The organism is Bacillus sp. AF62 (genome assembly GCF_050312695.1).
Taxonomy (GTDB): Bacteria; Bacillota; Bacilli; order Bacillales; family Bacillaceae_G; genus Bacillus_A; species Bacillus_A cereus.
This window is the reverse complement of the sequence record NZ_JBNPJZ010000041.1, coordinates 112,785-132,262: the sequence shown is the minus strand read 5'-3', so window position 1 is coordinate 132,262 and position 19,478 is coordinate 112,785. Positions and strand designations below refer to the sequence as shown.

Sequence of the window (19,478 nt, the reverse complement as noted above, 5' to 3'; positions counted from 1 at the left end):
TGATTCCTCCTTTAGACTTCTAGTTTTTTATCGATAATATAAGCAATTACATATATTATTAGAGCACTAACCATTACCATGAAACTTATATTAAAAATGTTAAATCCATTTTCTTGAAACATATTAATAAACAGACTCTTGCTTTCACTATGATATTCTACTCTTCGCAATACTTGGAAAGCTGGAGCTAATTTTCCTAGCAAGGTTGTCGCTAAAGTAATCGCTATATTTATTACTAGAAAAATAATAACGATTAGTATATTTTGCGCCTTTTTCTTTTTCGTAAGTAACTTAACTAGAGTAATTACTAATATGATTTGTAACACACTAAACAAAAACTCAAATAAATCGCTTATCGTATATATTAAATTATTAATTATGCCTACTTGCATAATCTCTTTTGCCTCTACATATACAGAAGCCGTAGGAAAAGCTAATATATAACTTACGTAGAAAAGAATTCCACATATCCCATACCATATAGCCATTGCGATAAATGAGAAAATAAGCATAGAAATTACATATTGTTTCCCAGATATTGCTGTAAGTCGTAACATTGGATTAGTTAGTAAGCGTGAATATGATTTCATTGTTTGTATAAACATATAAACAATATAAAAGAAAAATATAATCATAATGATTCCAAATATACCCTCTTGTCTACTGATAGCTGCATCACTTTTTCTTACAATCATTTGTGAAAATAACACAGCTTCAATTAGCACAAAGAATAAAAAAGTAACAATATATCTTTTCTTATTTACATTCCATAAATAGGAAAGTACTGACTTCACTTACTAAACACCTCCTTAAACAATTCATGAACTGCTTTTCCTCTCTGAAAACGAATTTCTTCTACATTTTCATATAGAACCATTTCTCCATCTTTTAAAAAGATCACTTCATCAAAAATATTTTCAATTTCATTTATTAAGTGAGTGGAAATTAATATCGTACAATCTTCTCTATAGAACTGTAGAATTAGATCCAATACATGTTCTCTAGAAAGAGGATCTATCCCGCCCAATGGCTCATCCAGTACGTATAGCTTCGCTTTTCGAGAAAATGTTAAAATGATTTGCAGCTTCTCTATCATACCTTTTGACAATGCTGTAATTTTTTCTTCTAACGGTATTTTAAATTCTGCAATCGTATCTACCGCTTTTTGAATATCGAAGTCTTTATAAAAATCCCGGTAGAAAAATAAAGCGTCTTTTACAGTCATCCAATCATCAAAGACTGGCTTATCGGACATGAATGAAACGATTTCTTTCGTCTGTAATCCTACCTTTTTACCGTCTATTGTGATACTACCTTCAGAAGGGTGTTGCAAGCCTGCAATCATTTTCAATAACGTCGTTTTCCCGCTCCCGTTATCTCCAACAAGCCCAACGATTTTCCCTTCCGTAATCTCTATGTTTAATTCACGGATCACTGCTTTTAATCCGTATCTCTTCCATAAGTTTTCTATTTTTAATAGCTCTGTCATTGGCTCTCCTCCCTCTTATCATGTAATGAAGAACGAAGAATTGTAAGAATTTCTTCTTCTGAAAAACCTAAATTGTCCATTCCATCTATAAAAGAATGAAGTAATTCTTTCGCCATCTCTTTTCGCAGCTCCATAATTTTCTCCCCTTCATTCGTTACATACCGTCCCATTCCTCTACGTGTTACAACAACTCCATCCCGTTCTAGCTCTTGAAATGTACGCTGAATCGTATTTGGATTCACTTGTAATTCACTCGCTAATTCACGGACAGAGGGAATTTTATCACCAGGCAATAAATGTCCTGTTACGATCTCTTTTTTTATGTATTCCATTACCTGAATGTAAATTGGTATATTTGGAGAAAACTCTATTTTCATTTCTTCCCTCCTTTTGTATTGGTGTACTAGTTAAATAATACACTGATACAAAAAGTTTGTAAATACCCATTTAATTACAAAAAGTTCTATCCGTTAACCGAATAGAACTTTCCAAACATAAATCTCTATATAGAAATAATAGTGTTATGTAAACAAAATTATAAAGAAAAGCTGTCTTATCAATGAATAAGACAGCTTTTCTTTATAATCCTATATTAAAAGTTAAACACGAAGTCATCGTCAGCTAACTTTTCAACGTTCGTTGCTTTTACGTAACCATTTCCTTTTACAGAGAAGAAATCATGGTTTTTCGTATCTGTACGTAAACCATTTAAAACGATTGGGTTAATTTCTTCTTCTTCAAACTTCGGCTCAAGTCCTAAGTTCATAAGCCCTTTATTCGCATTGTAACGAACGAAACGATTTACATCTTCTACAAGACCGATAGAAGTGTAAATTTCTTCTGTATAGGCCATTTCAATTTCATATAGTTCCATTAATAACTCTTGTGTTTCTTTTTGCACTTCTTGTTGCTCTTCTGCAGAAAGTTCTGCGAAGATTTGTTGTGCTAAAATACCGACGAATACGCCGTGAATTGACTCATCACGAATTATCAAGTTAATAATCTCACCACTTGCTGTTAGTTTTCCTTGACCAGCTAAGTAAAGCGGATAGAAGAATCCACTATAGAATAAATAACTTTCTAAGAACACACTTGCTACCATTGCCATGTATAACTCTTTTTTCGTTACTTCAGGCTTTAACAAACGACGATAGTAACCAGTAATAATACCAGCCTTTTTCTCAAGTAATGGATGAGTATCTACCCATTCAAAAATATCATCAATTTCTTCTTCAGTAGCTAACGTCGTAAAGATATGACTGTAACTCTTCGCATGTACTTCTTCCATAGCTCCCATGAAAGCTAATACACTTTTTGCTTGTAAATTTTCAAGATGAACAAGTACAAGTGGCATCCCTTCGCCGCCTTGTTTCGTATCTAACAGTGTTAAACCACCTAATACACGCTTATAAGCAACCTGCTCTTCTTTTGATAATTGTGCCCAAGTATTTTTGTCAGAAGATACCGCGATTTCTTCTTCTGTCCAAAACTGAGCGATATTTTGCTTCCAAAACATTAAACTAAAATCATCTTCTTTTTTGTTCCAGTTTACCGCACGCATTAAATCGCCCCTTCTCTAAATATGATAACTAAGCATGAGCAGGGTTCAGAAAACCCTGCTCATCATGTCTCACTTTTTATATTAAACGGTACAAGCCACACACTCTTCTACGCTTAATTTACGTGTTCTCGTATAATACAGACTCTTTAAGCCTTTTTTATGTGCATAGATGTAGTAACGTGCTAATTCACGTGTTGAAATATCACTATTAACGTAAAGAATTGTACTAATTCCTTGGTCAATATGTTCTTGAATTTCTGCGATTAAATCAATTAATTTAAACTGATTTATATCGTAAGAAGATTTATAGTACCAGAACGTATCTTTTGATAAATACGGCATTGGATAATATGTTGTCGCGTTCGCATATGTTCTTGATTCGATTTGACTTACGATCGGCATTACGCTTGAAGTTGCATTTTGAACGTAACTGATTGATTGTGTTGGAGCGATAGCAAGACGATATGAGTTGTATAAACCATTCTTCTGCACTTGCTCTTTTAAACTTGTCCAATCTTCTTTTGTTGGAATATGAATTCCTTCAAATAGTTGCTGAACTTTTTCAGTTACTGGGCTGTAATCTGTTGTTTCATACTTTTCGAAGTATGTGCCATTCGCATAATCAGATTTATCGAAGTCTTTAAATGTCTCGCCTTTTTCTGTAGCGATTTCCATACTTTTCTCAATAGAATAGTAATTTAACATCATAAAGAATGTACGAGCGAATTCTTTCGCTTCTGCACTTTCATAAGCGATTTTATTTTTTGCTAAATATCCGTGTAAGTTCATTGCTCCAAGTCCAACTGAATGAAGCTCGTCATTTGCTTTTTTCACAGTTGGTGCATTCGGAATAATCGTCATATCAGAAACAGCTGTTAAAGCTTCCATTCCCGCATGAACTGCTTCACGAATTTCTTTATTTTCCATTACGTTTACGATATTTAACGATCCTAAGTTACAGTTAATATCACGACGGATAATGTCATCTGTACCGTAATCATTTATTTCTGAAGTTTCTTGAAGCTGGAAGATTTCTGTACATAAGTTCGACATCTTCACAGTTCCAATATCCTTCAATGGATGTTGATTATTTGCATTTGATTTAAACATTAAGTATGGGTAACCAGACTCAAGCTGAATCATAGCGATTTTAATAAGCATATCACGTGCACTAATATCTAGTGGCTTCTTCTTCACTTTCGGATTGCTCATTAATTCATCGTACATTTCATCAATGTCAATATCATCTAAATGCTTGCCATATTCTTTATAAACCGTATAAGGCGCGAAAACATGGAAAGGTTCGTTTTTCTCAGCAAGCTCAAAGAACTTACTTGGAACGATAATTCCGATTGATAGAGACTGAATACGGCTCTTCTCATCGGCATTTATTTTTTTTGTATCAAGGAATTCAATAATATCCCAATGGAAAATGTTTAAATATACTGCACCGGCACCTTTTCGTTGACCAAGCTGATTCGCATATGAAAACGAATCTTCAAGCAACTTCATAACAGGTACTACGCCACTTGCAGCGTTGTCAATACCTTTAATTTGCTCACCGCGTGCGCGTAGCTTAGATAAGTTTAAAGCTACTCCCCCGCCGATTTTCGATAATTGCATCGCAGTATTAATGTTAAAGCCGATTGAATTTAAGCTATCGTCCATCTCTAACAAGAAACAAGACACCATTTCTCCTCTTCTGCTTCTTCCCGCATTTAAAAAGGTTGGTGTCGCTGGTTGGTAGTTTTGTTTTACAATCATGCTTGCGAATTGTCTTGCCTTCGAAACATCACCGCGTCCTAAGTATAATGAAACAATTGCTACACGATCTTCATAGCTTTCTAAGTATTGTTTTTGATCATTCGTTTTTAACGCATAATCTTTGTAGAACTTAGATGCTGCCATATAAGATTGGAACTCGAAGTTTTCACCATAAGCGATGTTATATACTTCCTCTACTTCCTCCAAGCTATACTCGTCCAGAACGTTGTAATAGTAATCATGTTCTTTCATATACTCCATTCGCTCTGCCACGCTATTAAAAGGAACGGTATTCTCTCTAGCTTCTTCCATAAAGACTTCTAATGCCTCTTTATCTTTATGAAGCTGATAAAAACCGTCCTGCATTTGCGTGATTTCATTATTCAGTTCAATGTGTCGCAATCTCCCGCACCCTTTCCTTAAAATATTCTACATCGTTATTTGTTCCAGATAACTCAAATTTTGATACAATAGGCACTTCATATTTAGTAGAAATCTTGTCAGCACTTGCACCGAACATGTCTCCCCAGTTACGATTGCCGCTTGCAGATACGCCTTTTAATTTTTCATTATTGCGCTCTAAAAAGTCTAAAACACGTTCTGGTACATTGCCAAAACCTGTTGTATACGTAATAAGAATAAAGTCTTCATCTATTACTAGATCTTCATCAATTTGAACGGCCGGCATATTTAATTTGTGAATGAAACGCTTCACGTTTCCTGTCATAGAATCATATGCAACTAACATTTCCGACCCTCCCTCTCAAATCTATATTCTCTATATGTTGTTCTTGATTTCTCTATATATTGTATTACGTTTCAAAATAAGACACAAGATATATGTATAAATTCTTTCTTTTTTTAACTTTTACTTTTCGACATGATAGCCGTTTTTTTTCAATACAATGACTATGAAACAACATTCTAAAACTCATGTCAATAAAGTGCTTTTCAAAAAAGTTGTCAACGAATTTAACCTTATTTTTAAAAAAGTTAACAATATATTTTGTCATAAAACGGTAGATGCTGAAGAAATATATTTCTCCAGCATCACGCAAAAAAGAACAGATATAAAACGATAATCTGCTCTAAAAAACGATTACATTTATCAAATTTACCTTATTAAATATATTATACATATACTTTCGGCTCTCGTTACATACTAAAAGATAACTATTATAGAAAAAGATTATTATTATGGAACTTCAATTTATTTATGAAAAGTTTATTCAGAGTGCTCAATACGCAAAATATCTTTTACAAATATGTGATGTGGATTTTCATCTTTATCAAGCATTGTACATACAGGAGCCTCTTCATCAAAGTATACAATCATTCCTTCTACATACTGATATGTATGTTGAACTTGTACAGTTACTTTAATTTCTATCGCTTCTTCATATGCTCTTTTTATTTTCTGAAGCATTTTTGCTGAACATTTTCGTTTCTCTGGATACATAACCATTCCCATAAATCTATTGCCGGCTCTATCTTTCCACATATAATCCCAATGTGGTAAAATGCCTTGTTTAAAATCGCCCATAATTCCCCTCTCCTTTATCTTTTATTTATCCCACATTAAACGTCCAGTTGGTGAAGGTTACTAATCAGTGAGGGATGCCCTGCTGATCAAAATTCCCCTTTATGAACGTGGCGTTTCTGAATATGTATAAATCACTTGCCCGCCTCGCTGTGCGTTACCAATGAAATGCTTAAAGTCTTCTCTATTTACAACAACTTCTCTGAACGTATAAAATACATCTTTCGTAACAACATACTCCGTTATTTCACCATTTTTCAGCTGATCTAAAATTGTATTTGCTAATTCTTTATCCATGTATTTCACCTCTCTGCAATATTTTATTCTATCGTATATTCTATAGGTCAACAACTGTAAAATTATCCCGCTATTTGCGGGTAGTCCGATTGGTGTTGACTACTAATCAGTCGTGGAATGAACAAAAAATCTTACTGATTAACATTTCACTTTATCTTGTTGTTATGCCATGATTTTATTTTCGTTATTTCGCAAACAATATCGTTTTACTATATGTCCACTAAATATCATATACTAACATAGCTACTTCTCTATATCAAACATTTCGGCATTCAATTATGCAAAGTTCCATACCACTATGCTACAATATACAAATAGAACTAGGAGGGATACTATGATTCGGAAAGCAAAAAAGACAGATGCAATGGCAATAGCTCCTTTATTGTATAATGCTCTGCATGAAATTGCTGAAAAAATCACAGGTAGCACAGTTGAAGCAGAAGTATTACTAGGACTTGAGACATGGTTCTCAAAAGAAAATAACCGTCTGAGCTACGAAAACTGTTTTATTTATGAACAAGACGAGAGTGCAGTTGGAATTATTGTCGCTTATCACGGTAGTGAAGCAACACAGCTTGACGCACCAATTGTACATCACTTAAGAGAATTACATAAAGATGAATCGATTACGTTAGAAAAAGAAGCTGAGCTTGATGAGTATTACATTGATACATTATCAGTTTCAAGTGCACACGGTGGAAAAGGTATTGGTTCTAAATTAATTGAAGCTGCCGAAATCTATGCAACTGAAAAAGGGCATGAAAAAATCGCTTTACTTGTTAATTTAGAAAACACACGCGCCTATTCACTATACGAAAAGTTAGGTTATAAAAAAGATGAAATTGTTATGCTAGTAGGCGAACCTTATGCTCATCTCGTAAAACCATTAAACGTCAAAATTTCTATATCTTAAAAAGAAAGCACACGATTTATATAAATCGTGTGCTTTTATGTTAAATTCGTATTTAATATATTTCCATCCATCGCCTCGTGAAACGTATATGTTGTACATCCCCATGGCTTTCTATGCAAAATAGGAGAACCAGACCATCCCATTGCCCTCAGCTCCGTTCCAATCATCGAATTAAAATAATTATGACCTACAAGAGCAATACTTCCATGTACGAGAGCATAACGATGTAACAGGTAAGCCGCTTGCCTTGCCCTCTCTCTTACTTCCTTATAAGACTCAACATCTTTATGGTAGCCAAGTATCCATAATGTGCGCCCAATGAACATCCATACCTTAATTGTGCATTTCAACCACTTCGGAGCAAAAAAGTATGAAGGAACTTCAGCTTCTCTAAAAAGAGAGTTTTGCATAAAAGATAAAGAATCCGTTAATTCAGCTGCTGATTGTACAGCACGCCTTTGATCACTTGTTAAGACAAATTTTGCTGCTTCAATTGCCTCTATTGTTTCTATCGGCATTTTAGCTTTTTGTATCATTGACTCGGAATCATACTGTTTCATCCATTCGTGAAATGAATTAATTGTCATCGGTTCTCTTATACGACCTAAACAACCATGACGAATAAAAGAAATCTTCATTCTTTTCACTTTTCACTCTCCATTCATCACTTACGAACTCTATTATGCACTAGTTCTAAACATCATACCACGCAAGAAAAGAAAGTCATATACCTTTACATCTCCCCACCACTATCATGCGTTATCGAAGCATGGATACCATCCATCCCATCAAAATATGTACTCGTATCATATTGACGAATCTTTTTTAAATGCATATAAGAAAATAAAAATAAAATTAAAGCTATAACACTCCCCACAAATTCAAACATCATTTTACCGCCTCTAATTTCTCCCACTTCAGCAGGTTATTCTACTTTTTCATTATACCTCGATATAAAGATTCCCGCATTTTTGCTATTTTTTTCAAATAACATGGATTTTCTACATATTTTCTTACAAAAAGTGAATATTTTTCGAATTTTTACTTTGGAAACATTTACAAAGTAGGAAATATGGTTCAAAATAGGAGGAAATAAAAAAAACCCAAATTTATTCTTTTTTTGGGAAAACTGTAACAAGGAGAGTTGCTTATGCAGATCGCAGAAACTGGAGATATCATCGAATTTAAAGGTGGAATGCAAGGCCGTGTTCAAAAAGTAAATCAAAACTCTGTTATTGTTGATATAACAATTATGAAGAATTTTAGAGAACTAGATATGGAACCTCTTACAGTTGTAAGTCATAAAAACTATACTGTCATTAATCAAAATGCATAATATAATAGAAAGAAAGGGCCTGTATAGTATACAGGCCCTTTCTTTCTATTAACGATTATCAATTGTTTCCGGATATAGATCGTGGTTCATCATGCGGTAGTCAGCCATTTGTTCATACTTCGTCCCTGGGCGACCGTAGTTGCAGTATGGATCAATTGAAATGCCACCACGTGGTGTGAATTTCCCCCATACCTCAATGTAACGTGGATCCATTAATTTAATTAAATCGTTCATAATAACGTTCATGCAATCTTCGTGGAAATCACCATGATTGCGGAAACTAAATAAATACAACTTTAAAGATTTACTCTCTACCATTTTTTGCTCTGGAATATAGCTAATATAAATTGTTGCAAAATCTGGTTGTCCTGTTTTCGGACATAAACTTGTAAATTCAGGACAATTGAATTTTACAAAATAATCACGGTTTGGATGATTATTATCAAATACCTCTAATATTTCTGGGCTATATTCAAATAAATATTTTGTATTTTGATTTCCTAATAATGTTACATCTTTTAAATCTTCATCTAATCTTCCAGTCATTTTAAACATCCCTTCTCGTTATACGCCGCGTTTATTTCCCCATACTAACGCATGAAGCTGAGGCAATACTTTTGCATCATTCATCTCTTTACAATTTACAGCTTTATCAATCAGCCACTCATACTTATCTAATAATTTTTTAATAAGCATCGCATCATCCACTGTTTTTGTATCATCGTTTCCTACTTGCAGGAAAAATGGTACACCTGGATAACGTTCGTGCATCTTAACTGCATATTCAAAATCATGATCATCGAATACTACTACTTTTAAACTAATATCTTTTCCTGCTAGTTTCTGAATAATAGCATCTAACTTCTGAAAATCTGTTTTCATCGTCGAACTTGGTGGTTTTGGAGAAATTGTTACCTCATCAATTTGAAGTAACCAATCTTGCCATTTACTCCCTTGCGTTTCAATTGCCGTTCGCATTCCATTTTCTTTTAATATTGAAAGAAGAAACTCAATATTTTTCAGTAATGCCGGATTTCCACCTGAAATCGTAACATGAGAAAAATTTTCTCCTCCAATTGCAACAAGCTCATCCCAAATATCTTCTGGTGTCATCTGTCTAATTTGATCTTTAGCTGATCCATCCCACGTAAAAGCAGAATCACACCAAGCACAGCTATAATCACAACCAGCTGTACGGATAAACATTGTCTTTTGCCCTACAACCATTCCTTCACCTTGAATAGTCGGACCGAATATTTCTAAGACAGGGATTTTACTCATCAAGCATCCACTCCCGTCTTACTTCCGCATAACTAGTCGGCGTCTCAAATAGACGAACAAATTCAACGCGAGCTCCTTTATATTCGTTCACTCGATTCTCTTTTGTTAGTGCTTCTGCCATCTTTTCATAAATCCAAACGACCATATTTTCAGCAGTCGTATTCATTGCAGGTAACGTTTCGTTTAAATAACGATGATCTAAATAAATTTCGATTTCATTCTTCCAAATTTCTTTTATATCTCCAAAGTCAATTGCAAGACCTATTTCATTTACATATCCACTAATTCCAAATACAACTTTATATGTGTGACCATGTAAGTTTTTACATTTCCCTTCATAACAGTGTAAATGGTGTGCTGCATCAAATGTAAATTCCTTGCTGACCATTACTCTTTTATTATGGTATTTGAGTTGTTTACGCTGAATATCCTTGTCCATTTTTTGCAAATTCTCTACGATGCGAAATCCAAAAAAGTTATCCATTAGTTGTTCGCTCCTTCGCGTTCCTGTAGGTACGTATCTAATCCTGCTTTACGAAGTTGACATGCTGGACATTCACCGCAACCATCACCAATGATTCCGTTATAACATGTTAATGTTTTTTCCCGAACAAACTCAAATGCTCCAAGTTCATCTGATAATTTCCATGTTTCAGCTTTATCAATCCACATAAGTGGCGTGTGAATGACAAACGGGTAATCCATAGATAAATTTAAAGTAACGTTTAACGATTTCACAAACACGTCACGGCAGTCTGGATAACCACTGAAATCAGTTTCACATACACCTGTTACAATATGACGTGCTCCAACTTGTTTTGCTAATACAGCAGCAAATGATAGGAAGAGTAAATTTCGTCCATCTACAAATGTCGATGGCAATTCACCTTCTTCATGTGTAATCTCCATATCCGTTCTCGTTAACGCATTTGGAGCAAGTTGATTTAATAGACTCATATCTAGTACCGTATGCTTTATTCCTAGCTCTTTTGCAATTTCCGCTGCACAATCAATTTCTAGCTTATGACGTTGATTGTAATTAAATGTTACAGCTTCTACCTCTGCAAACTGCTCTATTGCCCAAAATAAACATGTCGTACTATCTTGTCCTCCACTAAAAACAACAACTGCTTTTTCTTTTTTCATTTCACTCATTCTCCTTCTCTACTATAAATAAGAAGAAAGAACGTTCTTGAACTGTCACAATAAAAAAACAAAACAATACCTAAGGATATTGTTGTTTCCATAGTTTTTTATAGAGGGAGTTCGCGAACCTCTCCCGCGCGGTGCACGGAATTTCTTCTTTCATTGACACAGCTTATTGTAACATATTGTATACTAGCGTAAAAATTTCTGATTTTTCCGCTATTTATCATTTCATTTCTTTCATTTTATAGTATGATTAATTTAATATAAGAAGAGAGGAGGCATCCCACTGAAATCCTTTATTATTTATCTCTTTTTAAATATATTATTCATCCTGATTACAATGCTCGTATATCATTTATTTTGGAATCAAAAAGGGAAACGCTCTCCTAAATTAAATTCAGCTATATTCATTGTACTCTGTTGCCTCGCTACCGTACTCTGTATTACATTTGCAGCAAAAACAAATAATGGTTTTCAATTTGATATGCGCCATATTGTATTAATTGTCGGTACATTAACGGGAGGGCCTATTGCTGGTGGTTCTATCTTAGTTGTATTAAACATATATCGCTTATTATTAGGTGGGATCGGTGTTTTCCCATCTCTTATCGGTTCTGTTCTTCTATTTATTGTTCTACTATTAACATATAAATTTTTCAATCGAACTTCTAATCGTATAAAAATAACACTTGCTATTATCTACAGTCTCACATACGGATTTAGTTGGATACCCTTCTTCCTTTCAAAGGTTACAAATAAGACTGATTATATACCGCATATTATTGTGTATGAGTTATGTTCAATGCTTGGTACGATTCTAATTTTATATTTACTACACATATTACAAACTCAAGTTCGTCTCCAAAACGAACTTATAAATGCTGAAAAATTTCATTTAATTGGTGAAATGGCAGCGTCTATCTCTCATGAAATTCGCAATCCATTAACTTCAACAAAAGGGTTTTTACAACTGTTACAATCAGATACATGCACTGAGCAGGAACGAAAATTATATATCGACATTGCCATTAACGGCATTGAACAAGCAAATCATGTTCTTACAGATTATTTAACCTTTGCTAAACCAAGCATTGAAAAAGAACAAACATTACAGTTAGAAGAAGAATTACTACATGCATTGTCGTTAATTACACCGCTTGCTAATTTAACAAATGTACGTACTCATTATATAAAGCAAAGCACTTCTTTTTTTATCGCTGGAGAAAAGCAAAAACTAAATCAATGTTTATTAAATATTTTAAAAAATTGCATTGAGGCTATGCCAAAAGGCGGTGATCTTTATTTCACATTAGTTCCTGATCATAAGCATATTCAGTTATATATAAAAGATACAGGAGTCGGTATGGATTCAGAACAAGTAAAACGTCTTGGCTCGCCTTTCTATTCAACGAAAGAAAAAGGCACTGGACTTGGAATGATGGTCGTATTCAGTGTTGTTCAAGCTATGAATGGAAAAATTGATATTATAAGTGAAAAAGGAATCGGTACAACCTTTTTATTAACTTTTCCACTCATACAAAAAACGTGATGAAATAATCATCACGTTTTTTCTGTTCCTTCAACTAATTCAGCAAAAGCTTTCACTTTTCCGTGCGGTTGTTGATTTTCTTTACGCGCTTTCCAGGCGCGCTCTTCTTCTCGCTTCTTCTTAGACATATTTTTTCAACTCCTTCTTTTCTTTCTCCATGTAGTATTCCAAAATAAGAAAGAAAACTATGCACGTATCAAAAAAAGAAGTGGTTTCCCACTTCTTCCACTTTAGCGCTGCAAAATTGCATGTTTCGCCTCTTTTAATTGCGTAAGATGTCTTTGTTCATGCAAATCAAGAAATTGAACCCATTGATACAAATTCAGATCATTAAAAACAGGATGCTTTAATCCATTTTCAAATAGATCTTTTTCATCTATAACACTATGAAGCGCATGTAATAGTTCTTGTCGTGAATGTTCTAGTAATTGAATTCCTTGCTGTTTTTTCATTAAAGTTTCTGTTGGTTGCATTTGCTGAGGAGCTTCTCGTTTATGTGTGCGATCAAGCGTAAGTTGGAGGTCTTTAAATGGAGTCATGTTTCTTTCATTTTTTTGTAAAGCATATACAAGGGCAGACGTGACAGATTGTTCAACTAAATGCAAGTGGTGTAAAATTTGAATAATACTCCATTTATCACGGCGTGGCTTTACATTCACTTCTGTATCATTTAACATTTCAATTTCTGATAATAGCGTGCTTCGAGTAGACTGTAATGAGCTTACTAAACTTTCTAAACTCACATCCATATTAGATTGAAGCATACTTCTTTCCCCCCTTTTTGTTGGTGAAAAGAGGTGCTCCTTATTAGAAACACCTCTTTAGTATTCTGAATTTTCTTTTATTATCTCATCATTTTCCCATTATGTCGATGTTAAACATGTGAAAAAAAGCGCATGTTTTTTACAATTTTGTGTCGTCAATCGCATGTAACCATGCTTCAATTTCTGTAATAACACTTTTCACACAGCCTTCAGCAAATGGTGATGTTAAATTTGCAATTTCTACTAATTCTAAGAACGATTTACTTCCACCTTGTTGGCACAGATTCACATAATCTTCCCATGCCTCTTGTCTATTATCTCTTGCACGTTTCCAAAATTGTAGCGCACAAATTTGAGCAAGCGTGTAATCAATATAATAGAAAGGTGAGCTATAAATATGCCCTTGACGTTGCCAAAAACCACCGCGCTCTAAATAATCATTATCCTCATAATCACGATGCGGTAAATATTTCTTCTCTATGTTACGCCATGCTGTCTTACGCTCTTCAGGTGATGCTTCAGGATTTTCATATACATAATGTTGATATTCATCAACAGATACACCATAAGGTAAAAACAGAAGTGCTGAACTTAAGTGAGAGAAGTAGTATTTATCTGCATCTTCTTCAAAGAATAGCTTCATCCATGGCCATGTAAAGAATTCCATACTCATAGAGTGGATTTCACATGCCTCATATGTTGGCCAATTATATTCTGGAATTTCAAATTTACGACTTTCATATACTTGGAAAGCATGACCTGCTTCATGTGTTAATACATCAATGTCACCAGATGTTCCATTGAAGTTTGAGAAAATAAATGGCGCTTTATAATTCTCAATATATGTACAATATCCGCCACCAGCTTTTCCTTTTTTCGCAACTAAATCTAATAAATCGTTATCTAGCATGAAATTGAAAAATTCATCTGTTTCAGCCGATAACTCTTTATACATGGTCTTTCCATGATCAACAATCCAATCCGCATCTCCTTTTGGAGTTGGGTTACCTGTAGCAAACTCAAAGTTTTCGTCGTAATAAGCTAACTTCTCTACACCGATACGTGCTTGTTGTCGCTTTCTTAATTCCGTTGTAACGGGAACGATATAATCCAGCACTTGCTGACGGTAATTAGCCACCATCTCCGCATTATAATCTGTACGGTACATTCTTGCATATCCAAGTTCAACAAAGGTTTTAAAACCTAAAGATTTTGCGATTTTCGTTCTCACTTTAACAAGCTCATCATAAATACGATCTAGTTCTTCCTCATTTCCAGCTAAAAATCCGTAGTATGCTTCACTTGCTGCTTTACGTTCGCTTCTTTCTTTTCCTTGCATAAACGGAATCAATTGCGATAACGTTCTTTCTTCTCCAGCAAAGTCAATTTTTGCGGATGCTAATAACTGTGTATATTGCGACGATAATTTATTTTCTAATTGTAAATCTTTCACGACTTCATCTGAATATGTTTTTAAATCACATTCTGCTAGAGCAAATAATTGTTTTCCATAATACGCCTCTAATTCTTCACGAAATGGAGAATTAATAAGTGCCTTATAATATTTTGTACCATATCCTTGTACAACTGGAGAGAATTCATCAAAGAAATCCTGCTCCTCCTTATAAAAAGTATCCGTCGTATCAACAGAATGGCGAATGTAACAAAGGTTTCCCATTGTACCAAAATCGTTGCGAATTTCATTAATTGAATGAATGACTTGTTTTTGTTCTTCTACAGTTTTTGCGTTATCAAACTTCTCTAAAGCAACAGTAAATTTCTCTTTTAACTCTTCAATATTTGGGCGTTTATATTCATAGTCTTTAAATGACATGAACGAGCCTCCTCTCCATTACATACCTTTATTATAATTCAATACGTATTCTCGAATTCCCTCTTAATTTTCAACAAAATTCGGCAGTGACTACTCTAAGTTCATTGCAAATAAAAAAGCCCTGGATTTATTTATCCAAAGCTCCTTTGGAACATATTATTATTTTTCATACTTCCCAATTTTTTTTAATAGATCAAGTAATTCATCTTTTTCATCTTTCGTTAACATTTCAAAAGACTGATGTATAACTTTCTCATGCCCCGGAAAAATAGAAGCAATAAAGTTCTCGCCAGACTCAGTTAATTGCGCGTAAATAACACGTCTGTCATTCGGACATGGGATTCTCTTTACTAATCCCTTTTTCTCCAGCTTATCTACAACATATGTAATGCTGCCACTGGCTATTAAAATGCGCTCACCAATTTGCTGGAGTGGTTGACCGCCTTTATGATATAGCAGTTCTAATACAGCAAATTCAGTTGGATTTAACCCGTTACTTTGTATAGATTTATTTGTAGTATCCATAACAGAACGATGTACACGAGATAATGCAATAAATACTTTTAAAGATTGAGAAATATCTTCTCGTTCATTATTTGATGTCATACAACTTTCAACCCTTCACTTAAATTCTCACCAATAAAAAGAAAATGCCACTTCATACTTCATGTGAATTCCGAATGAGCATTCACTCATCCATTTCCTCTCCCCTAATATATTAAGAATCATTCTTGAATAAAAACATGACAATTTTAACATAGTTTATATATAATGATAATAAAAAAAGAAGGAGTACCACATTTGAAAGTCAAATTCCAAAGCATAATTATATATATATTGCTTGTTATCCTACCGACAATAGGGATTGGTGCTACATTTTATTCGTATCATACATATAAAATGAAACAGGAAAATAAATTATCCGCTCATACAGTTCTCTTTTTATATAGAGATTATTTAGATCATCATCTTGGTGAAGCAATTTCTGCTTTAGACATGCTTGCAAAAGTTGTAGGCACCGAGACTGGTAATATAAACGGCATTAAACAAATTGTACATGATACAGATGGGAACGATGCACGCTTTTCTGGTTTATATTACGCTACACCAGAAGGGGTCATTACAATCGCATCTGAAGATGAATCAAAGCCTATAGATGTTTCAGACCGTAAATATATTCAAGACGTGCTACAAACTAAAAAAACCACTGTATCATCAGTCATTACTGATCGCGTTCTTGGACATAAAGCTATTATGATTGCTACCCCCATATTCAATAAACAGAAAGAGCTCTCAGGATTATTATTAGCTAGTTTACGCTTTGATTACATTTCATCTTCTTTAAATGCCATTAAACCACAATACCATTTTGAGGTAACTGATAAACATGATGTAGTTTTTCTAACCGATGATAATAACGACACAAGTGATACGCATTCTAATATGCTTACTACCCCACTCCAAAGATTAAATTGGAAGGTCTCTGTTTCTCCATTACCTATTCATCAGAAAACCTTATACCAGTGGGTTGCAATAGAGTGTATCGCTACTTTATTTTTAATGTCTGTTTTATTTTTACTTGCTCAATATATGTTGTTAAAACGTCAAACAAAACTTGAAAGACAACAAAACGAACTACAGAAAATAGAATTAGTTGGAACTTTTGCAGCAAGTACAGCACACGAAATCCGTAATCCTCTTACTGGAATTAAAGGACTCGTCGCTCTATTAAAAGAGAAATATAAAGATGAACAAGATCAGTTCTACTTTTCCGTAATTGAACAAGAAATAGAGCGAATCAATGAAATTGTAAGTGAATTTCTTATTCTCGGAAAGCCAACCGCCATCATCGAACAAACATATGATGTAAGAACAATTCTAAATGAGGTAGCATTAATTATTCAATCTGAGGCGAATTTACATAACATTGTATTCCATTTACATTTGCCAGACCATCCTGTTCATATCCGTTGTTCGAAAGACCATATGAAACAAGTGGTTTTAAACATTACAAAAAATGCAATTGAGGCTATGACTTCTAGTGATACACTAACCATTGTAGTAAAAAACAATGAAACACACGCACAATTGCAGATTATAGATACTGGGAAAGGGATTCCACAACATATTCAAAAACACCTCTTTCATCCGTTCTTTACTAATAAAGATACTGGAACAGGTCTTGGACTTGTCATATGTAAACGAATTGTAGAGATGTATAATGGGCATATTTTTATTGACAGTACAGAAAACGAAGGAACGACAGTTCATATCGAAATTCCGTTACACATAGTATAATTATCCTTATCCTATAAGGGTAATTATACTTATTTCATAAAACCAGCGACAAGCATTCGCCAAAAATTATTTGATTTTCCTTCATACCCGATTTGGAAAATAGGTATTTTTATAATTGAAAACCATTTCGGTGTTTGTTTTTCTTTATAACACTGATATTGTAAAATAAGCTTGTCCAATTCTTGACTAACTTGAATTGTCTCCTTACTATTTAGCCCACTTGTTAATCCTAGTTGAATCATTTCTTCACGTTTCATATGAATATCACGTGAAAGCTTTTCTAATGTGTACTTCCTTTTTACAGTAAACATCCATATCCCCCTTATTATACTTCCATGCTCTCAAGTTCACTTCTCCATTGACTTTTTTAACTACTTAATCATATGCAAATTTGAAGAATCAGAAAATTTAACATTTTCTCCCTGTAATTTACAAATCTTTACCCTCACTTTGAGAATTATTACAAATTATTCTATCTTTGTAAATACATTCGCAATAATAGACATTTTTTTCATCTTCTTTTTTTACAAATTCTACGTAAACCGGGGATTCTTAATTTTCCACCTACTTTTCTTCGACATTTTTTGTTTAATTTATATAAAAAAGCAAAACATAATGATGATTGATAAAGTGAAACTTTCATCAGTGTTTTTTGTTCAGCCCCACTGATTATTAGCATTCACCAATCGGGCGTTTATTGGCAGTGAATCTCCCACCTATCCAGCCCAATGTTGAGGTGGGAGTCTTACTACCCACAAATAGCGGGATAACAAGAGAAAGGAAATATTTATATGCGAAAATATACGATTGCATTATTCATCATTGTTTTGTTTTTACCGTCCTTCTTATTTCCTATTCAAGCAACTGCTCATACGAATAAAGTTGCTATTGTCATTGATGATTTCGGCAATAATATGAAGGGGACTAATCAAATGTTGTCACTTCCAATTCCACTAACTGTTGCTGTTATGCCTTTTCTTCCTTCCACAAAAGAAGATGCAATAGCTGCCCATAAGAAAGGCCATGAAGTTATTATACATATGCCAATGGAACCTATTAAAGGTAAAAAAGAATGGCTTGGGCCGAAAGCCATTACAACCGATTTAAGCGATGAAGAAATAAACAACCGACTTGAACAAGCGATTCAAGAAGTTCCGCATGCAATTGGAATGAACAATCATATGGGGTCAAAAGTAACAGCGGATGAAAGAATTGTTCGCCTTATACTTGCTGCTTGTAAAAAACACGGTTTATTTTACTTAGATAGTAAAACGAATCCTAAGAGTGTCGTCCCAAAAATCGGAAAAGAATTAGGAGTTCCTATTATTGAAAACCAACTATTTTTTGATGATGTGTATACAGCAGGACATATTTCAAAACAAGCCCAATTACTCATCAAAAAAATTCAAGAAAAACCCATTATGGTAGCTATCGGGCATGTGGGCCCCCCAGGTGAAATTACATCACGCGTTATTGAAACTTCTATCCCTAAAATTCGTGAGCATGCAGACTTTATTTTTTTATCTGATCTAGCATTATCCCCGCCTCCTGTTTCAAAATAAAGTTCATTACTCACATATAACCAGCCCTCACCAATCGGGCTTTTACGGGAAGCCCCCATTGCTTTCACTGAATTTTGAGGTGGGGATCTTACCGCCCACAAATAACGGGACAAAAAAGTACCTATCTGTATATAACAGATA

Annotated in this window: 24 protein-coding genes and 1 riboswitch; of the genes, 5 read left to right on the top strand and 19 right to left on the bottom strand. The window is 34.1% G+C overall.

All coding sequences use genetic code 11. The features are described 5' to 3' along the window. Positions 1 to 11: 11 nt before the first annotated feature. From ACQRBL_RS06555 to ACQRBL_RS06520, 8 genes are all read right to left on the bottom strand, one after another. A complete protein-coding gene (locus ACQRBL_RS06555) occupies positions 12 to 794 on the bottom strand; it encodes an ABC transporter permease (RefSeq protein ID WP_411995800.1) in 783 nt (260 codons plus the stop codon). Then, positions 791 to 1,489: an ABC transporter ATP-binding protein gene (locus ACQRBL_RS06550; protein WP_000137747.1), complete on the bottom strand. Its 699-nt coding sequence runs from the start codon at positions 1,487 to 1,489 to the stop codon at positions 791 to 793. The genes ACQRBL_RS06555 and ACQRBL_RS06550 overlap by 4 nt, the downstream gene beginning before the upstream one ends. After that, on the bottom strand, positions 1,486 to 1,866 hold the full coding sequence (locus ACQRBL_RS06545; protein ID WP_000687503.1) for a GntR family transcriptional regulator: 381 nt from the start codon (positions 1,864 to 1,866) through the stop codon (positions 1,486 to 1,488). Before ACQRBL_RS06545 ends, ACQRBL_RS06550 begins: the two co-directional genes overlap by 4 nt. 215 nt (positions 1,867 to 2,081) lie before the next feature. Further along, positions 2,082 to 3,050 carry a class 1b ribonucleoside-diphosphate reductase subunit beta gene (gene nrdF, locus ACQRBL_RS06540; protein ID WP_001203020.1) on the bottom strand — a complete coding sequence of 323 codons (969 nt, stop codon included), beginning with the start codon at positions 3,048 to 3,050 and terminating at the stop codon, positions 2,082 to 2,084. Between the two features lie 81 nt (positions 3,051 to 3,131). After that, complete coding sequence (nrdE, locus tag ACQRBL_RS06535; RefSeq protein WP_001215838.1) at positions 3,132 to 5,216, bottom strand: class 1b ribonucleoside-diphosphate reductase subunit alpha; 2,085 nt, start codon at positions 5,214 to 5,216, stop codon at positions 3,132 to 3,134. Continuing rightward, entirely contained in the window at positions 5,203 to 5,562 is a 360-nt protein-coding gene (nrdI, locus tag ACQRBL_RS06530; protein WP_000959447.1) for a class Ib ribonucleoside-diphosphate reductase assembly flavoprotein NrdI, read from the bottom strand. Before nrdI ends, nrdE begins: the two co-directional genes overlap by 14 nt. Before the next feature lie 477 nt (positions 5,563 to 6,039). After that, complete coding sequence (locus ACQRBL_RS06525; RefSeq protein ID WP_000502199.1) at positions 6,040 to 6,357, bottom strand: hypothetical protein; 318 nt, start codon at positions 6,355 to 6,357, stop codon at positions 6,040 to 6,042. 99 nt (positions 6,358 to 6,456) lie between these two features. Beyond that, on the bottom strand, positions 6,457 to 6,651 hold the full coding sequence (locus tag ACQRBL_RS06520) for a hypothetical protein (protein WP_000356686.1): 195 nt from the start codon (positions 6,649 to 6,651) through the stop codon (positions 6,457 to 6,459). Between the two features lie 334 nt (positions 6,652 to 6,985). Here ACQRBL_RS06520 and ACQRBL_RS06515 point away from each other — a divergent pair, with 334 nt between their 5' ends. Next, positions 6,986 to 7,564, top strand: a complete 579-nt coding sequence (locus ACQRBL_RS06515) for a GNAT family N-acetyltransferase (protein WP_000619547.1) — start codon at positions 6,986 to 6,988, stop codon at positions 7,562 to 7,564. Positions 7,565 to 7,599: 35 nt separating this feature from the next. Here ACQRBL_RS06515 and ACQRBL_RS06510 read toward each other — a convergent pair whose 3' ends face one another. Together ACQRBL_RS06510 and ACQRBL_RS06505 are read right to left on the bottom strand one after the other, a co-directional pair. Next, a complete protein-coding gene (locus ACQRBL_RS06510) occupies positions 7,600 to 8,202 on the bottom strand; it encodes a hypothetical protein (protein WP_000703093.1) in 603 nt (200 codons plus the stop codon). A gap of 95 nt (positions 8,203 to 8,297) precedes the next feature. Beyond that, positions 8,298 to 8,453, bottom strand: a complete 156-nt coding sequence (locus tag ACQRBL_RS06505) for a hypothetical protein (protein WP_000461432.1) — start codon at positions 8,451 to 8,453, stop codon at positions 8,298 to 8,300. A gap of 261 nt (positions 8,454 to 8,714) precedes the next feature. Here ACQRBL_RS06505 and ACQRBL_RS06500 point away from each other — a divergent pair, with 261 nt between their 5' ends. Next, a complete protein-coding gene (locus ACQRBL_RS06500; RefSeq protein WP_001165082.1) occupies positions 8,715 to 8,900 on the top strand; it encodes a YkvS family protein in 186 nt (61 codons plus the stop codon). Positions 8,901 to 8,948: 48 nt separating this feature from the next. Here ACQRBL_RS06500 and queF read toward each other — a convergent pair whose 3' ends face one another. From queF to queC, 4 genes are read right to left on the bottom strand one after another with little or no spacing between them, the layout of a single operon-like run. Next, the gene (gene queF / locus ACQRBL_RS06495) at positions 8,949 to 9,446 is read right to left on the bottom strand and encodes a preQ(1) synthase (protein WP_001986050.1); all 498 of its coding nucleotides are present in this window, start codon (positions 9,444 to 9,446) and stop codon (positions 8,949 to 8,951) included. A gap of 18 nt (positions 9,447 to 9,464) precedes the next feature. Then, positions 9,465 to 10,181 carry a 7-carboxy-7-deazaguanine synthase QueE gene (gene queE, locus ACQRBL_RS06490; protein ID WP_000036299.1) on the bottom strand — a complete coding sequence of 239 codons (717 nt, stop codon included), beginning with the start codon at positions 10,179 to 10,181 and terminating at the stop codon, positions 9,465 to 9,467. Further along, complete coding sequence (gene queD, locus ACQRBL_RS06485) at positions 10,174 to 10,665, bottom strand: 6-carboxytetrahydropterin synthase QueD (protein ID WP_000368414.1); 492 nt, start codon at positions 10,663 to 10,665, stop codon at positions 10,174 to 10,176. Before queD ends, queE begins: the two co-directional genes overlap by 8 nt. Further along, on the bottom strand, positions 10,665 to 11,327 hold the full coding sequence (gene queC, locus ACQRBL_RS06480) for a 7-cyano-7-deazaguanine synthase QueC (protein ID WP_000711595.1): 663 nt from the start codon (positions 11,325 to 11,327) through the stop codon (positions 10,665 to 10,667). Before queC ends, queD begins: the two co-directional genes overlap by 1 nt. A gap of 93 nt (positions 11,328 to 11,420) precedes the next feature. Next, positions 11,421 to 11,464, bottom strand: a riboswitch (PreQ1 riboswitch). Between the two features lie 206 nt (positions 11,465 to 11,670). On the opposite strand from queC, the gene kinB reads away from it, so the two are divergent. Next, the gene (gene kinB / locus ACQRBL_RS06475; protein WP_000964151.1) at positions 11,671 to 12,879 is read left to right on the top strand and encodes a sporulation sensor histidine kinase KinB; all 1,209 of its coding nucleotides are present in this window, start codon (positions 11,671 to 11,673) and stop codon (positions 12,877 to 12,879) included. 11 nt (positions 12,880 to 12,890) lie between these two features. On the opposite strand, the gene ACQRBL_RS06470 is transcribed toward kinB, so the two are convergent. The 4 genes from ACQRBL_RS06470 to ACQRBL_RS06455 form a co-directional block, all read right to left on the bottom strand. Next, a complete protein-coding gene (locus ACQRBL_RS06470) occupies positions 12,891 to 13,007 on the bottom strand; it encodes a DUF6254 family protein (RefSeq protein ID WP_000038355.1) in 117 nt (38 codons plus the stop codon). Between the two features lie 102 nt (positions 13,008 to 13,109). Beyond that, positions 13,110 to 13,643: a DinB family protein gene (locus ACQRBL_RS06465; protein WP_000941977.1), complete on the bottom strand. Its 534-nt coding sequence runs from the start codon at positions 13,641 to 13,643 to the stop codon at positions 13,110 to 13,112. Positions 13,644 to 13,782: 139 nt separating this feature from the next. Beyond that, positions 13,783 to 15,477 carry a M3 family oligoendopeptidase gene (locus ACQRBL_RS06460; protein WP_000008581.1) on the bottom strand — a complete coding sequence of 565 codons (1,695 nt, stop codon included), beginning with the start codon at positions 15,475 to 15,477 and terminating at the stop codon, positions 13,783 to 13,785. A 159-nt stretch (positions 15,478 to 15,636) separates the two neighbouring features. Then, the gene (locus tag ACQRBL_RS06455) at positions 15,637 to 16,083 is read right to left on the bottom strand and encodes a MarR family winged helix-turn-helix transcriptional regulator (RefSeq protein ID WP_000203336.1); all 447 of its coding nucleotides are present in this window, start codon (positions 16,081 to 16,083) and stop codon (positions 15,637 to 15,639) included. A gap of 195 nt (positions 16,084 to 16,278) precedes the next feature. On the opposite strand from ACQRBL_RS06455, the gene ACQRBL_RS06450 reads away from it, so the two are divergent. Next, the gene (locus ACQRBL_RS06450) at positions 16,279 to 17,775 is read left to right on the top strand and encodes a DUF3149 domain-containing protein (RefSeq protein ID WP_000865057.1); all 1,497 of its coding nucleotides are present in this window, start codon (positions 16,279 to 16,281) and stop codon (positions 17,773 to 17,775) included. A 29-nt stretch (positions 17,776 to 17,804) separates the two neighbouring features. Here ACQRBL_RS06450 and ACQRBL_RS06445 read toward each other — a convergent pair whose 3' ends face one another. Continuing rightward, positions 17,805 to 18,086 (bottom strand): aspartyl-phosphate phosphatase Spo0E family protein, encoded by a 282-nt coding sequence (locus ACQRBL_RS06445; RefSeq protein WP_000495527.1) that lies wholly within the window; start codon positions 18,084 to 18,086, stop codon positions 17,805 to 17,807. Between the two features lie 480 nt (positions 18,087 to 18,566). Here ACQRBL_RS06445 and ACQRBL_RS06440 point away from each other — a divergent pair, with 480 nt between their 5' ends. After that, a complete protein-coding gene (locus ACQRBL_RS06440) occupies positions 18,567 to 19,337 on the top strand; it encodes a divergent polysaccharide deacetylase family protein (protein WP_001234111.1) in 771 nt (256 codons plus the stop codon). Positions 19,338 to 19,478: the final 141 nt, after the last annotated feature.

Coding starts and splice junctions, on each gene's coding strand:
- ACQRBL_RS06550 (WP_000137747.1), bottom strand. CDS start 1,489: ATGACAGAGCTATTAAAAATAGAAAACTTATGGAAGAGATACGGATTA.
- ACQRBL_RS06545 (WP_000687503.1), bottom strand. CDS start 1,866: ATGAAAATAGAGTTTTCTCCAAATATACCAATTTACATTCAGGTAATG.
- nrdF (WP_001203020.1), bottom strand. CDS start 3,050: ATGCGTGCGGTAAACTGGAACAAAAAAGAAGATGATTTTAGTTTAATG.
- nrdI (WP_000959447.1), bottom strand. CDS start 5,562: ATGTTAGTTGCATATGATTCTATGACAGGAAACGTGAAGCGTTTCATT.
- ACQRBL_RS06525 (WP_000502199.1), bottom strand. CDS start 6,357: ATGGGCGATTTTAAACAAGGCATTTTACCACATTGGGATTATATGTGG.
- ACQRBL_RS06520 (WP_000356686.1), bottom strand. CDS start 6,651: ATGGATAAAGAATTAGCAAATACAATTTTAGATCAGCTGAAAAATGGT.
- ACQRBL_RS06515 (WP_000619547.1), top strand. CDS start 6,986: ATGATTCGGAAAGCAAAAAAGACAGATGCAATGGCAATAGCTCCTTTA.
- ACQRBL_RS06510 (WP_000703093.1), bottom strand. CDS start 8,202: ATGAAGATTTCTTTTATTCGTCATGGTTGTTTAGGTCGTATAAGAGAA.
- ACQRBL_RS06505 (WP_000461432.1), bottom strand. CDS start 8,453: ATGTTTGAATTTGTGGGGAGTGTTATAGCTTTAATTTTATTTTTATTT.
- ACQRBL_RS06500 (WP_001165082.1), top strand. CDS start 8,715: ATGCAGATCGCAGAAACTGGAGATATCATCGAATTTAAAGGTGGAATG.
- queF (WP_001986050.1), bottom strand. CDS start 9,446: ATGACTGGAAGATTAGATGAAGATTTAAAAGATGTAACATTATTAGGA.
- queE (WP_000036299.1), bottom strand. CDS start 10,181: ATGAGTAAAATCCCTGTCTTAGAAATATTCGGTCCGACTATTCAAGGT.
- queD (WP_000368414.1), bottom strand. CDS start 10,665: ATGGATAACTTTTTTGGATTTCGCATCGTAGAGAATTTGCAAAAAATG.
- queC (WP_000711595.1), bottom strand. CDS start 11,327: ATGAAAAAAGAAAAAGCAGTTGTTGTTTTTAGTGGAGGACAAGATAGT.
- kinB (WP_000964151.1), top strand. CDS start 11,671: ATGCTCGTATATCATTTATTTTGGAATCAAAAAGGGAAACGCTCTCCT.
- ACQRBL_RS06470 (WP_000038355.1), bottom strand. CDS start 13,007: ATGTCTAAGAAGAAGCGAGAAGAAGAGCGCGCCTGGAAAGCGCGTAAA.
- ACQRBL_RS06465 (WP_000941977.1), bottom strand. CDS start 13,643: ATGCTTCAATCTAATATGGATGTGAGTTTAGAAAGTTTAGTAAGCTCA.
- ACQRBL_RS06460 (WP_000008581.1), bottom strand. CDS start 15,477: ATGTCATTTAAAGACTATGAATATAAACGCCCAAATATTGAAGAGTTA.
- ACQRBL_RS06455 (WP_000203336.1), bottom strand. CDS start 16,083: ATGACATCAAATAATGAACGAGAAGATATTTCTCAATCTTTAAAAGTA.
- ACQRBL_RS06445 (WP_000495527.1), bottom strand. CDS start 18,086: ATGTTTACTGTAAAAAGGAAGTACACATTAGAAAAGCTTTCACGTGAT.
- ACQRBL_RS06440 (WP_001234111.1), top strand. CDS start 18,567: ATGCGAAAATATACGATTGCATTATTCATCATTGTTTTGTTTTTACCG.